The organism is Actinomadura luzonensis (assembly GCF_022664455.2).
Taxonomy (GTDB): Bacteria; Actinomycetota; Actinomycetes; order Streptosporangiales; family Streptosporangiaceae; genus Nonomuraea; species Nonomuraea luzonensis.
Genome location: NZ_JAKRKC020000001.1, coordinates 2,703,116 through 2,715,794, shown reverse-complemented (window position 1 = coordinate 2,715,794; position 12,679 = coordinate 2,703,116). Strand labels below are relative to the sequence as shown.

The following is a 12,679-nucleotide window of genomic DNA, read 5'->3' as shown; positions in this document are numbered from 1 at the left end:
AGCGGGGGGACGTATGCAGTTCCGTATCCTGGGCGCCCTGGAGGTGACCGACCGGGGGTTACCCTTACCCCTGCGCTCGGTCAAGCAGCGCAGCCTCCTCGCCCTCCTGCTCTGCCATGACGGCGCCGTCGCGCACAGCGACGCCCTGATCGACGCCCTGTGGGGCGCCGAGGCCGGCGACGCCGGCCACCAGCGGCTGCGGCTGCAGCTCCACCGGCTCAGACGCACCCTGGGCGACGACGTCGCCATCGCCCACCAGTCGACCGGCTACCAGCTCCGGGTGCCCGCCGAGGACGTCGACGCCCGGACGTTCGAGCGGCTCGCCCGCAGCGGCCGCCAGGCGATCTCGGCCGGCAACGACGCGCAGGCCAGCGACCTGCTGCGGGAGGGCCTGGAACTGTGGCGGGGGCCGGCGCTGTCAGGGCTGGACGACATCCCGCTGCTGCACCGCCAGGCCACCAGGCTGGAGGAGCAGCGCCTCGCGGCGCTCGGCGACCGTGTGGAGGCCGACCTGCGGCTCGGCCGGCACGCCGCCCTGGTCGGCGAGCTGTCCGCGCTGGTGCGCGAGCACCCGCTGCGCGAGAACTTCCGCGCCCAGCTCATGCTCGCGCTCTACCGCAGCGGCCGGCAGGCCGAGGCCCTGGACGTCTACCAGGCCGGCCGGCGCATCCTCACCGCCGACCTCGGCCTGGAGCCCGGCCCCGACCTGCAGAAGCTGCACGTGGCCATCCTCAGCAGCGACTCGTCCCTGGCCGCCGGGCGGGCGGCGGCGGTGCGCGGCCGGCCCGTGCACCGCCGCGCCGACCCCCGGCACGCGCGCGGCTGCCCGCTGTGCGCCCGGCGTCCGCATTAGGACCGATCCAATCCCTGGGGGAGACACCGCGCCGCGCCTGCTGCCAGAATTGCGGGCGATGAGACCTGTCGAGGTGGGCCTCGCCGGCGCGGGGCCGTGGGCGGCGAACTTCCACGCCCCGGTGCTCGCCCAGGGGCCGGAGACCAGGCTGGCCGGGGTGTGGGCGCGGCGGGCGGCGGCGGGCGAGGAGCTGGCGGCGCGGTTCGGCGTGCCGTTCTACGCCGACTACGCCGAGCTGGTCGAGCGCAGCGAGGCGGTGGCGTTCGCGCTGCCCCCCGACGTGCAGGCCGGGCTGGCGACGGCCGCCGCGCGGGCTGGGCGGGCGCTGCTGCTCGACAAGCCGATCGCGCTCGACCTCGCCGCCGCCGAGGAGCTGGCGGCGGCGGTGGCCGCCGCGGGGGTCGTCACGCAGCTCGTCATGACCAACCGCTACCGGCCCGCGGTGCGCGCCTTCCTCGACCGGGCGCGCGGCATGCGCGTGCTGGGCGCGCGGGCGTGCGTGGTCAACGGCGAGTTCGTGGCCGGGCCGTTCCTGGACAGCCCGTGGCGGATGCGGCTCGGCGTGCTCTACAACAACGCCCCCCACACGCTCGACCTCATCGACGCGGCGCTCGGGCCGATCACCGGCCTCGACGCGGCCGGCGACCGCGACGGCTTCCTCGCGCTCACCTGCCGCCACGAGGGCGGCGCGGTCAGCCAGCTCTCGCTCTGCGGGCACGTCCCCGGGCTGGGCAAGCGCACGGTCTTCGAGCTCTACGGCCCGGACGGCGAGCTGACGCTCGACTTCGCCGCCGTCCCGCCGGACTCCGCGCCCACCAGGGCCGCGCTGCGGGCCGAGTTCGCGGCGGCGGTCAGGAGCGGCCGGCCGCACTCGATCGACGTGCGGCGCGGGCTGCACCTCCAGCGGCTCATCGCGCGCGCCGAGGCGGCGGTTCAGCAGGCCGCCCAGGAGACCGCTCAGCAGGCCGCTCAGGAGGCCGTGATCCGGTAGACGTGGTAGGAGCTCTCGCTCGTGAAGGTGTCGGTGAAGCGGCCTCCGGCGTCCACGGGCAGCCGGCGGTTCTCGAACAGCACCTCGACCTGGCCGGGCGACAGGCCGCGGGGCAGCGCGAACGTGTGCGCCCCCGGCGTGCCCGTGGCCGACGGCATGGCGAACAGGTAGTAGGCGCCCTGGTGCTCCTTCAGCATGGTGTCGACGCCGGGGCCGAAGTCGTACTCGAGCGACTGGGTGTTGAGCACCGGGGCGAGCCGTTTGATCTGGGCGTTCACCTCGATCACCACGGGCCGGGTCTTGACGCCGCAGCCGTCGCGCAGCACGTGCTGGCTCTGGCAGGGGCCGCCGAAGCTGTGGTTGAAGTAGATGACGCCCCGCGCGCCGTGGATGAGCGAGCTCATCACCGCGCCCTTGACCTCGGCCGGCTCGATCTGCCGCCGGTCCTCGGCGGCGGGCCGGCCGACCTCGACGAAGGCGTAGACGGGCTGGAGCTTGCCGTCCTGGGCGTCGAGCTTGCGCTGGCGGTCGATGAGCAGGCCGTAGTTGGCCGAGCGGCGGCACTGCTCCTCGGTCATGCGCAGCGAGTTCTGGGCGTCCACGCAGGCGTAGTAGCTGGTGTACCAGTAGACGTCGAGGGAGACGAGGTCGGTGTAGTCGTTGACGAACCGGCCGGCCTGACGGTCGTTCTGGTAGATCATGACGCCTTTGCCATAGTTGGCGTAGTGCGGCCGGCCGTCCTTGGGCAGCTTGTCCTTCAGCGTCTTCATCACCGTGTAGCCGCAGCGTTCCTTGTGCGGGTCGTCCGGGATGCAGAGGGGGCCCTGGCCGGGGAAGTTGCCGGTCCAGCCGTCGTCGCCGGGGCCGGCCCACATGTCGGCCTCGTCGGTGATCAGCCAGGCCACGGTCTCCTGGCCGTAGCCGGGCAGCGGCTTGCTCGGGATCGCGAACATGCCGTTGTTCCTGATCAGCGCCAGGTCGCTGGTCTCGGTCAGCTCGACGTAGGTGTTGATCCCGGCCTCGCGGTCCTTGTTCACGTCGTCCTGGGTGATGACGGACTCGTACCAGACGCCGACGGGGAAGAAGGCCGGGTCGGTCCAGCCGGCGGCCTTGGTGCTCGCGAAGCGGTCGTAGTAGGCGGGGCCGCCCTCCCACGGCACGCGCGGCAGCGCGCCGGCCTCCCGCGAACGGGAGGCCGACGGCCGGGGAGCCTCCGACCGGCCCTGCGAGCTGCCCACGACCGCCCAGACGACGGCCACGGCGACGACGATCACCGCCGCGGCGAGGAGCAGCCGGCCGCCCCGCATCAGCGGCCGCCCTCCGCCGGCCCCGTGAGGCGACCGCCCTCCGCCAGCTCCATGAGCCGCCGGGCCCGCGACGCCCACGACATCCCCAGCACCGACGCCCGCAGCTCGGCGGCCGGGCGCGGGCCGCCCTCGGCCAGGGCCTCCTTGACCGCCGCGACGAACCGGTCCGGCGTGTCCGCGATCCGCACCCGGTCCCGGTAGTGCGCCAGCTCGGGAAAGTCCGTGCTGACCACCGGCAGGCCGAGGGCCAGGTACTCCTTGAGCTTGATCGGGTTGGCGTGCCTGATCCAGTCGTTGTCCTGCCACGGCATGATCGCCACGTCGAAGCCGGAGGCGCAGGCCGGGACGCGCTCGTAGGGCAGGAAGCCGAGCCAGTGCACGTTGGGGTGGGCGGTCAGCCGGTCCATCGGCGCGGTGGCGTCGCCGATGAGCACCAGCGACGCCTGCGGCAGCTCGGCGGCCAGGCGTTCGAGCAGGCCGACGTCCACCACGAACTCGTCCAGCGCGCCGAAGAAGCCGACGCGGGGCGCGGGGACGGCGGCCAGCTCGGGGGGCGGCTCGGCGGCCCTGGTGAAGTGGTCGAGGTCCACGCCGTGGTCGAGGAAGCGGGCGCGCTCGCCGGTGCGCTCCCGCTCGTCGGCCATCAGCGTACGGCTCGCGTAGAGGACCAGGTCGCTGCGGGCCAGCAGCTCGTCCTCCAGGGCGCCGATCACGGCCGCGTCCGCCTCGGGGAAGGCCGAGTGCCGGTCGGAGCGGTTGTAGAGCAGCGCGCGCCGGGGCATCGGCCGGACCACGTCCCACGCCGTGGGGATGGTGACCACCATCACCGGCCGGCGCAGCCCGAGCGCCAGGCACACCGCCCGCACCTGGGCCCGCACCAGCACGGCGTTCACCCGGCGGAGGACCGGCGAGCCGTAGAACGGCAGCGGCAGCGGCGACATCACGTGGAAGCCCGGGTACGGCTGCCGCAGGAACTTGGCCACGCTGCGCAGCTTGCGCAGGATGCGCCGGGCGACGTGGGTGGTGGTGCCGGGCGCGGGCATGCGCATGCCGATGCTGTTGACGACGAGCACCCTGCGGTGCGCGGCGATCGAGCGCATGAGCTGGAAGTCGGAGTGCGCCCGGTTGTGGTACCACCAGTCCTGGGCGGCGAAGCAGACGTACCCCGGGGGCTCGGGCCCGCCCGGCGGCGCGGGCCAGGCGGGCAGCCGGACCAGCGCGCGGAGGGCCGCCCGGTGCCGGGCGCCGGCCCGCCGCGGCGGGCGAGCGCGCGGACCGCCTCGTTGAGCGTGACCGCGCCGCGCATGGCGAGCGCGCGGGCCCGGCCGTGCCGCTCGCGGTGCAGCCGCACCCGGTTGGCGGTGGCGAGCGCCCACAGCGTGCTCGACGTGGCCTGCTCGCCGCCGAGGTGCACGGCCACGGCCCGCGGCTCGTAGCGGACGGCGAGGCCGTGGTCGCCGGCGCGCAGCATGTACTCGGTCTCCTCCGAGTACAGGAAGTACCGCTCGTCCAGCGGCCCGAGCGCGTCCAGGCAGGCGCGGGAGACCAGCCAGGCGGCGCCGGTCGCCCAGTCGGCGGTGCCCGGCCGCTCGTACGCGGCGGGATCCACGACCAGTTCCCCGAGCGCCGGGACCCGCCCGGCCCGGTACCCGCCGAGCAGCGCCTCGCCGAGCGCCCGCAGCACGGTGGGCCGCCTGCGCAGCGACGGGTGGACCGTGCCGTCCTCGGCGGTCAGCCGGGGCACCGCGATGCCGGTGCCCGGCACGGCCAGCGCCTCCCGCAGCGCGGTGATCGCGCCGGGGGCGAGGCGGATGTCCGGGTTCAGCACGAGCACGTCGCAGCCGGGGGCGGCGGCGATCCCGGCGTTCACGCCGCCCGCGAAGCCCGCGTTGCGGCCGGTCCGCACCACCTCGACGGCCGGCAGGGCGGCGCGCGCCCGCTCGACCGTGGCGTCCGCCGAGTCGTTGTCGACCACCAGCACCCGGGCGTCCCCCGCGCCGGCGGCCTGGAGCGAGCGCAGGCAGTCGCCGACGACGCGCTCGCTGAAGTACGTGACGATCACTACCGCCAGCATGCTCACCTTCCCAGGAGACGGACGCGGCCCAGCAGGCGGGCGCGGAGCGCGCCGGCCAGCAGGCGCACGGCGAACGGCGCGTCGTGCAGCAGGTAGCGGCGGACCAGGCGGCGGGGTTCGAGCGCGAGCCGGTGCAGCCACTCGCCCCCGGTGCGCTGCAGGACCTCGGGGGCGCGGCGGAACTGGCCGGCGGCCATCGGGATGCCCGCGCCGCAGCCCAGGAACCAGGCGGCGGGCAGCGCCGCGCGCAGCTCCAGGATCAGCCGCTCCTGCTTGGGGAAGCCGAGGCCGACGAGGACCAGGCCGGGGGCGGCCGCGCGGGCCCGCTCCACGGCCTCGCGCCGCGTCGCCGGGTCGGCGTCGAAGCCGTACGGCGGGGCGTGCGTTCCCGCGATCCGCAGCCCCGGGCAACGTTCCAGAAGGACGGCGGCGGCGGCCTCGGGGACGCCCTCGTCGCCGCCCAGGAGGTAAACGGACCGGCCGTCCCGCGCGGCGCGCTCCGACAGGGTGTGCACCAGCGAGGCCCCGGTCACCCGCTCCGGGATCGGGGTGCCGGCCAGGCGGCCCGCCCACACGACCGGCATGCCGTCGGCGACGACCAGCTCCGAGCGGGCGACGAGGGCGGCGAGCGCGGGGTCGCGGGTGGCGGCGCGGACGATGTCGACGTTGGCGGTGACGATCGCGCCGCCCCGGCCGGCGGCCCACTCGCGGGAGACGTGGTCGGCCACCCCGGTCTCGGTGAGCGCCATGACGTGCACGGCTCCCACGCGGACGCGCGCGGGAGGACTGGTCGCGGTGAAGGGGTCTGCCGGAATGTCCTCGCTCCTTCGCCTGGCCCAGCCCAGCCCGACCTTTCGCAGGATCATCGGCATGACGGAGAAATCCGTTACGCGTGGGTCTGGCAGGAAGTGCACTCCAGCCAGGAGGATGAGGGCCATGAGAGCGGAGCGCGGCGCCCTCGACGGCGTCCTCCTCTTCGTCCCGGCGCCGCACCACGACGACCGCGGCTTCTTCACCCGCACCTTCGACGCGGCGGTGGCGAAGGAGCACGGGCTCGACCCGGCCGCCTTCATCCAGGACAGCCAGTCGCGCTCGCGCCTCGGCACGGTCCGGGCCCTGCACGGGCGGGTGGGGCGCGGCGAGGCCAAGCTCGTCAGGTGCGCGCGCGGCGCGATCCACGACGTGCTGGTGGACGCCCGTCCCGGCTCGCCGACGTACGGCGGGAGCATGAGCGTGGTGCTGGACGACGAGACCTTCGCCTGCCTGTACGTGCCGCCCGGCTTCCTGCACGGCTTCCAGGCGCTCACCGAGCAGGCCGACGTCTGCTACCGCATCGACCGCGAGCACGACCCGGCCGAGGACGTCTCCGTCCGCTACGACGACCCGGACCTCGCCCTCGCCTGGCCGCTGCCGGTCACCGCGATCAGCGCCCGTGACCTGTCGGCGGGCTCGTGGCGGGAGGCGCAGGCGCGGCTGCTGGCGTGAGCGGGCCCGCCGCGGCCGCCCGCCCGCGCCGGGCCTCGCGCATCAGCGCGCCCGCCGCCCCCACCAGCAGGAACGACAGCCCGGTGATCACCGCGTAGGCCCGCAGGTCGAAGGTGGCGGCGCCGATCAGCGGCACCACCAGGCAGGCCGCCAGCGTCAGCCCGAGGTCGCGGTCGCCGGGGTCGGCGAGCAGGCGGCGGGCCCGCAGGGCGGACCAGATGCCGGCCAGGAACAGCCCGGCGAAGGCCAGCACGCCGATGATCCCGGTCTCGACCGTGGTCAGGATGTACTGGTTGTCGAAGACCAGGTACTTCGGGGCGTACCAGGTGCCGAGGCCGCGGCCGAGCCACGGGTGGCGGGAGATCTCGGTGGCCGCGGCGGTGTAGTCCATGGTGCGCCAGCGCAGGCTGGAGTCGTTGGACAGGCCGGTGAACAGCTCCACGATGGCGCCGAGCACCCCCGGCACCACCACCTTCACCGCGCCGAGGAAGAGCACCATCGCGCCGAGCGCGAGCAGCCGCCGCCGGCGCGGCCAGCCGGCGAGCAGCACCACCGCCGCCCCCGCGATCCCGACGAAGGCCGAGCGCGACACCGAGAACACCATGCCCGCCGCGATCAGGCCCGCGCACGCCCACCAGCGCAGGTGCGGCTGCCGGCGTTCCATGGCCTGGAAGGCGAAGTGCAGCGCGATCGGCAGGATCATCGCGCACACCACGGCGAACTCGATGGGATGCCCGGTGGTCGCCGCCACCCGGCTGAGCCCGTTGCGCTCCACGATGAACAGCTCCTCCTGCGTGAAGCGCAGGCCGGGCAGCACCATGTACCTGGTCGGGTCGAACTTCAGCAGGAACTGCACCGCCCCGATCACGCCGAGCGCCGCGCCCATCACCGCGACGGTCTTCAGCACCAGGTCGAGCCTGGCCCGGCCGCGCACGCCGTCCACGACGACCAGCACGACGCCGACCATCGCGAACGCGGTGATCAGAAAGTGGTCGGCCAGGTCGAGCTCGTCCCTCGGCAGGTTGCCGGCGGCGGCGTAGGCGTACGTGGCGAGCAGCGAGCAGGCGTAGCCGAAGACGGCGCCGCGGACCAGGGTGCGGCCCTTGGCCGCGCCGAGCGTGGTCGTGAGCTGCGCGCAGAACCACCAGATCAGCGCGAACAGGCCCACGGCCTCGGCGGGCGTGATGGCGAAGGACAGGCCGCGGAACACCAGCCGGGCCGGGACGATCATGAGGACGACCACGAAGACGACGCCCAGCGTGGCGCCGTCGGCGGGGTGCGGGCGGGGCAGCGCGGCCACGTCGGCGCCGGGCGGGGTCCTGGTCAGGGCGAGCGCCTTCACGGGCGCAGCACCAGGGGCTCGCCGGGCTCGGGCGCGGGCTCGGGCGCGGGCGGCCCGGTCCGCCACCGCCGCAGCGCCGGGGCCAGGCTCTCCGCGGCGAAGCCGGCGGTCAGGGCGGCGAACAGGCCGAGCGCCAGCACCGCCATCGCCGTCCTGCTCTTGCCGCCGCGCTGCTCCTGCGGCGCGGTCGGCGGCACCATCGGGGTGAGCTGGATGTACGTGCTCACCGGGGCTCCCAGCATGCTCTGGCGGGCGGCCAGCTCGGCCCGCGCCTGCTCGACGAGCCGGGTGACCAGCGTGTGGGCCGTCTCGGCGGACGGCGACTTCGCGGCGATGATCACGAACGGGCCGCTGGCCAGCAGCTCCGGGTTGGGGCTGCCGTTGTGGACGACGTACGTGGTTTGCCCGCCCGGCGGCGCGCCCAGCCGGGCCGCGGTCTCCGGCGCGCTGAGCGCCTGGAGCAGGATCGAGGCGGCGACGTTGAGCGAGCCGTTGTAGTTCAGCAGCGGGTTCGTGCGGGGGTTCGGGTAGTCGGGGTTGCTTGGAACGCTCCCGCCCGTCACCGGGATGGTGAGCACGAGCACCGCGTTCGACTGGTAGACGGTCGGGACCGTGCGGTAGACGGCGAACGACGCGCCCAGTGCCAGCAGGAACGCGGGCACGGTGACGTACCAGCGCCGGAACACCACCAGGACCGTCCCCCAGAAGTCCACGGCGTCTCCCTCTCCCCCGAGCCGGACGACCCGAGCCCTCGATACGGTCATCGGCGTCGGACGTATGCGGCGTTACCGGTGAACACGTAACGAGATCACGGTATATCCCGATGTCATCCCGGGGAATTCACGCCAATTCCGTAGGGTGGGGAGCAGCAATGCCTTTTCCGGAATTCACCTTCAAACGTGACAATCTCCTCCCGCTGGCGGACAGCCTGCGGGAGTCCTTCCTCAAGGCGAGCCCGTTCCGGCACGTCGTCATCGACGACTTCCTGCCCCCCGAGGTCCTGGAGCCGGTGCTCGCCGAGTTCCCGGAGCCGCGGGACGCCGAGTGGCAGCGGTTCGACAACGCCCGCGAGATCAAGCTCGCCCTCGCCGACACCGAGCGTATGGGCCCCGCGACCAGGAACCTGCTGGCGGAGTTCAACGGCCAGGTCTTCATCGACTTCCTCGAACGGCTCACCGGCATCGAGCACCTGGTCTCCGACCCGCACTACGACGGCGGCGGCCTGCACCAGATCAAGCCCGGCGGCTACCTGAAGGTGCACGTCGACTTCAACCGCCACCGCAGGCTCAACCTGGACCGCCGGCTCAACGGCCTGCTCTACCTCAACAAGGACTGGGAGGAGTCCTACGGCGGGCACCTGCAGCTCTGGAACAAGGACATGAGCCGCTGCGAGCACAAGATCCTGCCGGTGTTCAACCGGTTCGTGCTCTTCGCCACCACCGACGACGCCAACCACGGCCACCCCGAGCCGCTGACCTGCCCCGAGGACCGGGCGCGGCGCTCGATGGCGCTGTACTACTACACCAACGGGCGCCCGGCCGAGGAAGTCCTCGACGAGCACGACACCAAGTTCAAGCAGCGGCCGGGCGAGGAGTGGAAGAGCAGCTTCCGCCAGGTCGCCAAGCGGTGGGTGCCGCCGGCGCTGGCGGACCTGATGGGGCCGCGCAAGTGACCCCTGCCGGGACGCTCAGTCGGGGTCGCGGCCGTCGGCGCCGCTGACGACGTCCACGGCGTCGCCGTCCTTGGAGCCGGTCCCGTCCTCGACGGGGCCGGCTTCGCGGTCCGGCGCCCTGCCGTTGGGGCTGCCGACCTTCTGCGGGACGCCGTTCTCGTGGTTCTCGTGCGGGGTCTCCGGGGTCTCCGTGGTTTTCGGGGTCTCCGCCGGCGGGTCCTCGGGGGCGGGGCGGAGGCGGGCGGGCAGCCGCAGCCGGCCGCGGACGAACGCGTACGCCACCCCGAACCCCGCCACCAGGCCGAACAACGCGCCCCCGACGGCCCCCTGCAGCTTGGTGGACGCGTCGGCCTCGGGCCCCAGCCGTACCACGTCGTCGAGCTGGACGAACGTGATGGGGTGGGCCTTGAGCTCGTTCTGCCGGTCGTCCAGCTCCTGGCGGAGCCGTTCCTGGGTGGCCGCCAGCACCTTCGTCGCCCCGGCGGGGGTGCCGCTCTCGACCTGGACGTAGATGAAGGGGCCGGTGGTGCCCACGCCGAGCAGCGTCGGGTTGCTGCGCCCGTCGTCGATGGTGAGGTCGGTGGAGCCGTCCTCGGTGACGCCGACGGACTTGAAGACGTCGGGCGAGTTCATGGCCAGGATCAGGATGCTGGCGGTGGTGCGGAGGTCGTCGGAGAACTGCAGCAGCGGGTTGGTCTGCGCCACCGGCTTCGTCCGGTCGATCGAGCCGCCGCCCGACGGCGTCACCAGCACCATGGACGCGCTGGCCACATAGCGCTCGGGTAAGGCGAGATATCCCGCGAGGGCCAGGGCCGCGGCGAGGACGGCCACCGGGACGCCGATGAACTTGTTACGGGCAAGGCCCAGAATGGCCTTCCAGAATTCCATATATCCCCAGCCCGATATGCAGCGCAACGGGGCGTCGTTCATCCCCCCAAAAAAACCGTTCCAATCAGGACATCGCCGCTTTCGCTCTGCTTGTTACGCGGGCGGGAAAGGCCGCGATATACCCAGGGCGGCTGCCGCGGGCGGCCGGGGCGGGGGTGGGGTGGGGATGGACTCGGTCACGAGCGCAACCGCAGGCTCCCCCGCCGACCCTCCCCCCGCTTCCCGCACCGGCTCCTCACCCGACCCGGCGACCACCGCGCCCTCCCGCCCTCCGGGCGAGACCGGCGGGGCGGCTTCGGGCGAGGTAGGTGGGGCGCCTTCGGGGGTCGGCGGGGCGGGGCGGGCGCGGCTGGGCGGGCTGGACGGGATCCGGGGGCTCGCCGCCCTCTTCGTCGTCCTGCACCACTGCTGGTTGCTGTCCTTCCCCGGCTTCCCCGCCGACACCGGCCCCGGCTGGGCGGGCTGGCTGCTGTACGGGCACTTCGCCGTCGTCGTCTTCATCACCCTGTCGGGCTTCTCCCTGGCCGTCTCCCCGGCCCGCGCCGGCTGGCGGCTCGGCGGGGTGCGCAGGTTCGCCCGCCGCCGCGCCTGGCGCATCCTGCCGCCGTACTGGGCGGCGCTGGCGTTCAGCCTGGCGGTGGCCTGGCTGCTGGTGCCCCAGCCCGGCCAGCCGGTGCCCACCGGCCGGACCGTGGTCGTGTACGGCCTGCTGCTCCAGGACGTGTTCGGCTCGCCCAGCCCCAACGGGGCCCTCTGGTCGATCGCCGTCGAGGCGCAGCTCTACTTCGTCTTCCCGCTCCTGCTGCTCCTGGTGCGCCGACTCGGCGCGTGGGCCATGGCGGGGGCCGTCACCGTCGTGGTCGCGGCGGTGGGCGTGCTCGCCGCGTCCGTGCCGGCGGTGGCGACGCTGATGCGGCTGACGCCGCAGTTCGCGGTGTTGTTCGCGGCCGGCGTGCTGGCGGCGGGCGTGCTGCGCGGCCGGCCGCGCGCGTTCCTGCACTGGGCGGCGGCCGGGGCGGCCGTGCCGGTGCTGGTGCTGATCGTCGTGCGGGGCTCGGTGTGGACGGTGGCCAACTTCTTCTGGGTGGACCTGGCGCTCGCGCCCGCCGCCGGGCTGCTGCTCGCCGCGGTCGCCTGCGGCCGGCCGCGTCCCCTGGTGCGGCTGCTCGACACCCGGCCGGTGCGCGCGCTCGGCTCGTTCTCCTACAGCCTGTACCTGGTGCACGCGCCGATCGTGGTCGCGCTCAACCACTTCCTGGTGGCCCCGCTGCTGGGGCCGGGCGTGGCGAGGCTCCTGGTGCTGCTGGCGGTGGCGGTGCCGGCCTCGGTGGTGTTCGCGCGGGGGTTCGCGGCCGTGTGCGAGCTGCCGTTCCAGCGCCATCGCAGCGCGGCCGCGCTGCGCGTGGCCGTGCGGGAGCGGCTGGCCGCCGTCCGCCCTAAAACCGGATGAAAGTCCGCAGGCCGGCTGCGATGCTGGGCCGGTGATCGACACGCGCACCGTGGTCCTGGTCGAGGGCGTCAGCGACAAGGCGGCGGTCGAGGCGCTGGCCGCGCGCCGCGGCCGCGACCTCGCGGCCGAAGGCGTCACCGTCGTGGCCATGGGCGGCGCCACGAACATCGGGGCCTACCTCCGCAAGTACGCCGGCAGCGGCCTGCGGCTGGCGGGCCTGTGCGACGCCCGGGAGGAGGACGACTTCCGCCGCGGCCTCGAACGCGCCGGCCTCGCTCCCGATCCTGACAGCCTCGAAGGGCTCGGCTTCTTCGTGTGCGACGCCGACCTGGAGGACGAGCTGATCCGCGCTCTCGGCCCGGCCGCCGTCGAACGGGTCATCGACGCCGAGGGCGAGCTGGGCTCGTTCCGCACCCTGCAGAAGCAGCCCGGCTGGCGCGGCCGGGACCCGCACGACCAGCTGCGCCGGTTCATGGGCTCGGGCAGCGGCCGGAAGATCCGCTACTCCGCGCTGCTCGTCGCGGCGCTCGACCCCGGCCGCGTGCCGCGCCCGCTGGACCGGCTCCTGGAGCACCTGAGCTGACCTGATCGGGGCCAGGGCCAGGGCCCGGCGGCGG

At 74.2% G+C, this 12,679-nt stretch carries 13 protein-coding genes; 6 read left to right on the top strand and 7 right to left on the bottom strand.

All coding sequences use genetic code 11. The features are described 5' to 3' along the window. Positions 1-13: 13 nt before the first annotated feature. Together MF672_RS13120 and MF672_RS13115 are read left to right on the top strand one after the other, a co-directional pair. Positions 14-853, top strand: a complete 840-nt coding sequence (locus MF672_RS13120; RefSeq protein WP_242378583.1) for an AfsR/SARP family transcriptional regulator — start codon at positions 14-16, stop codon at positions 851-853. Positions 854-911: 58 nt separating this feature from the next. Beyond that, entirely contained in the window at positions 912-1,844 is a 933-nt protein-coding gene (locus MF672_RS13115) for a Gfo/Idh/MocA family protein (RefSeq protein WP_242378584.1), read from the top strand. Here MF672_RS13115 and MF672_RS13110 read toward each other — a convergent pair. Genes MF672_RS13110 through MF672_RS13095 form a run of 4 tightly spaced genes read right to left on the bottom strand, consistent with a single transcriptional unit; the run spans position 1,823 to position 6,091 of the window. Continuing rightward, complete coding sequence (locus MF672_RS13110; RefSeq protein WP_242378585.1) at positions 1,823-3,151, bottom strand: hypothetical protein; 1,329 nt, start codon at positions 3,149-3,151, stop codon at positions 1,823-1,825. The genes MF672_RS13115 and MF672_RS13110 overlap by 22 nt on opposite strands. Beyond that, on the bottom strand, positions 3,151-4,200 hold the full coding sequence (locus MF672_RS13105; protein WP_247815233.1) for a glycosyltransferase: 1,050 nt from the start codon (positions 4,198-4,200) through the stop codon (positions 3,151-3,153). The genes MF672_RS13110 and MF672_RS13105 overlap by 1 nt, the downstream gene beginning before the upstream one ends. Beyond that, positions 4,092-5,225: a glycosyltransferase family 2 protein gene (locus tag MF672_RS13100; protein ID WP_247815232.1), complete on the bottom strand. Its 1,134-nt coding sequence runs from the start codon at positions 5,223-5,225 to the stop codon at positions 4,092-4,094. The genes MF672_RS13105 and MF672_RS13100 overlap by 109 nt, the downstream gene beginning before the upstream one ends. 2 nt (positions 5,226-5,227) lie before the next feature. Next, positions 5,228-6,091 (bottom strand): WecB/TagA/CpsF family glycosyltransferase, encoded by an 864-nt coding sequence (locus tag MF672_RS13095; RefSeq protein WP_242373925.1) that lies wholly within the window; start codon positions 6,089-6,091, stop codon positions 5,228-5,230. A gap of 70 nt (positions 6,092-6,161) precedes the next feature. Here MF672_RS13095 and MF672_RS13090 point away from each other — a divergent pair, with 70 nt between their 5' ends. Beyond that, positions 6,162-6,710, top strand: coding sequence for a dTDP-4-dehydrorhamnose 3,5-epimerase family protein (locus tag MF672_RS13090; RefSeq protein WP_242373926.1), 549 nt, complete (start codon positions 6,162-6,164; stop codon positions 6,708-6,710). On the opposite strand, the gene MF672_RS13085 is transcribed toward MF672_RS13090, so the two are convergent. Both MF672_RS13085 and MF672_RS13080 read right to left on the bottom strand, forming a co-directional pair. Next, on the bottom strand, positions 6,649-8,052 hold the full coding sequence (locus tag MF672_RS13085) for an O-antigen ligase family protein (RefSeq protein WP_242373927.1): 1,404 nt from the start codon (positions 8,050-8,052) through the stop codon (positions 6,649-6,651). The genes MF672_RS13090 and MF672_RS13085 overlap by 62 nt on opposite strands. Next, complete coding sequence (locus MF672_RS13080) at positions 8,049-8,765, bottom strand: hypothetical protein (protein ID WP_242373928.1); 717 nt, start codon at positions 8,763-8,765, stop codon at positions 8,049-8,051. The genes MF672_RS13085 and MF672_RS13080 overlap by 4 nt, the downstream gene beginning before the upstream one ends. A gap of 158 nt (positions 8,766-8,923) precedes the next feature. Here MF672_RS13080 and MF672_RS13075 point away from each other — a divergent pair, with 158 nt between their 5' ends. Beyond that, entirely contained in the window at positions 8,924-9,724 is an 801-nt protein-coding gene (locus MF672_RS13075; protein WP_242373929.1) for a 2OG-Fe(II) oxygenase, read from the top strand. 15 nt (positions 9,725-9,739) lie between these two features. Here MF672_RS13075 and MF672_RS13070 read toward each other — a convergent pair whose 3' ends face one another. After that, entirely contained in the window at positions 9,740-10,612 is an 873-nt protein-coding gene (locus MF672_RS13070; RefSeq protein ID WP_242373930.1) for a hypothetical protein, read from the bottom strand. 166 nt (positions 10,613-10,778) lie between these two features. On the opposite strand from MF672_RS13070, the gene MF672_RS13065 reads away from it, so the two are divergent. Then, positions 10,779-12,062: an acyltransferase family protein gene (locus MF672_RS13065; protein WP_242373931.1), complete on the top strand. Its 1,284-nt coding sequence runs from the start codon at positions 10,779-10,781 to the stop codon at positions 12,060-12,062. A gap of 31 nt (positions 12,063-12,093) precedes the next feature. Next, on the top strand, positions 12,094-12,645 hold the full coding sequence (locus MF672_RS13060) for a TOPRIM nucleotidyl transferase/hydrolase domain-containing protein (protein ID WP_242373932.1): 552 nt from the start codon (positions 12,094-12,096) through the stop codon (positions 12,643-12,645). Positions 12,646-12,679: the final 34 nt, after the last annotated feature.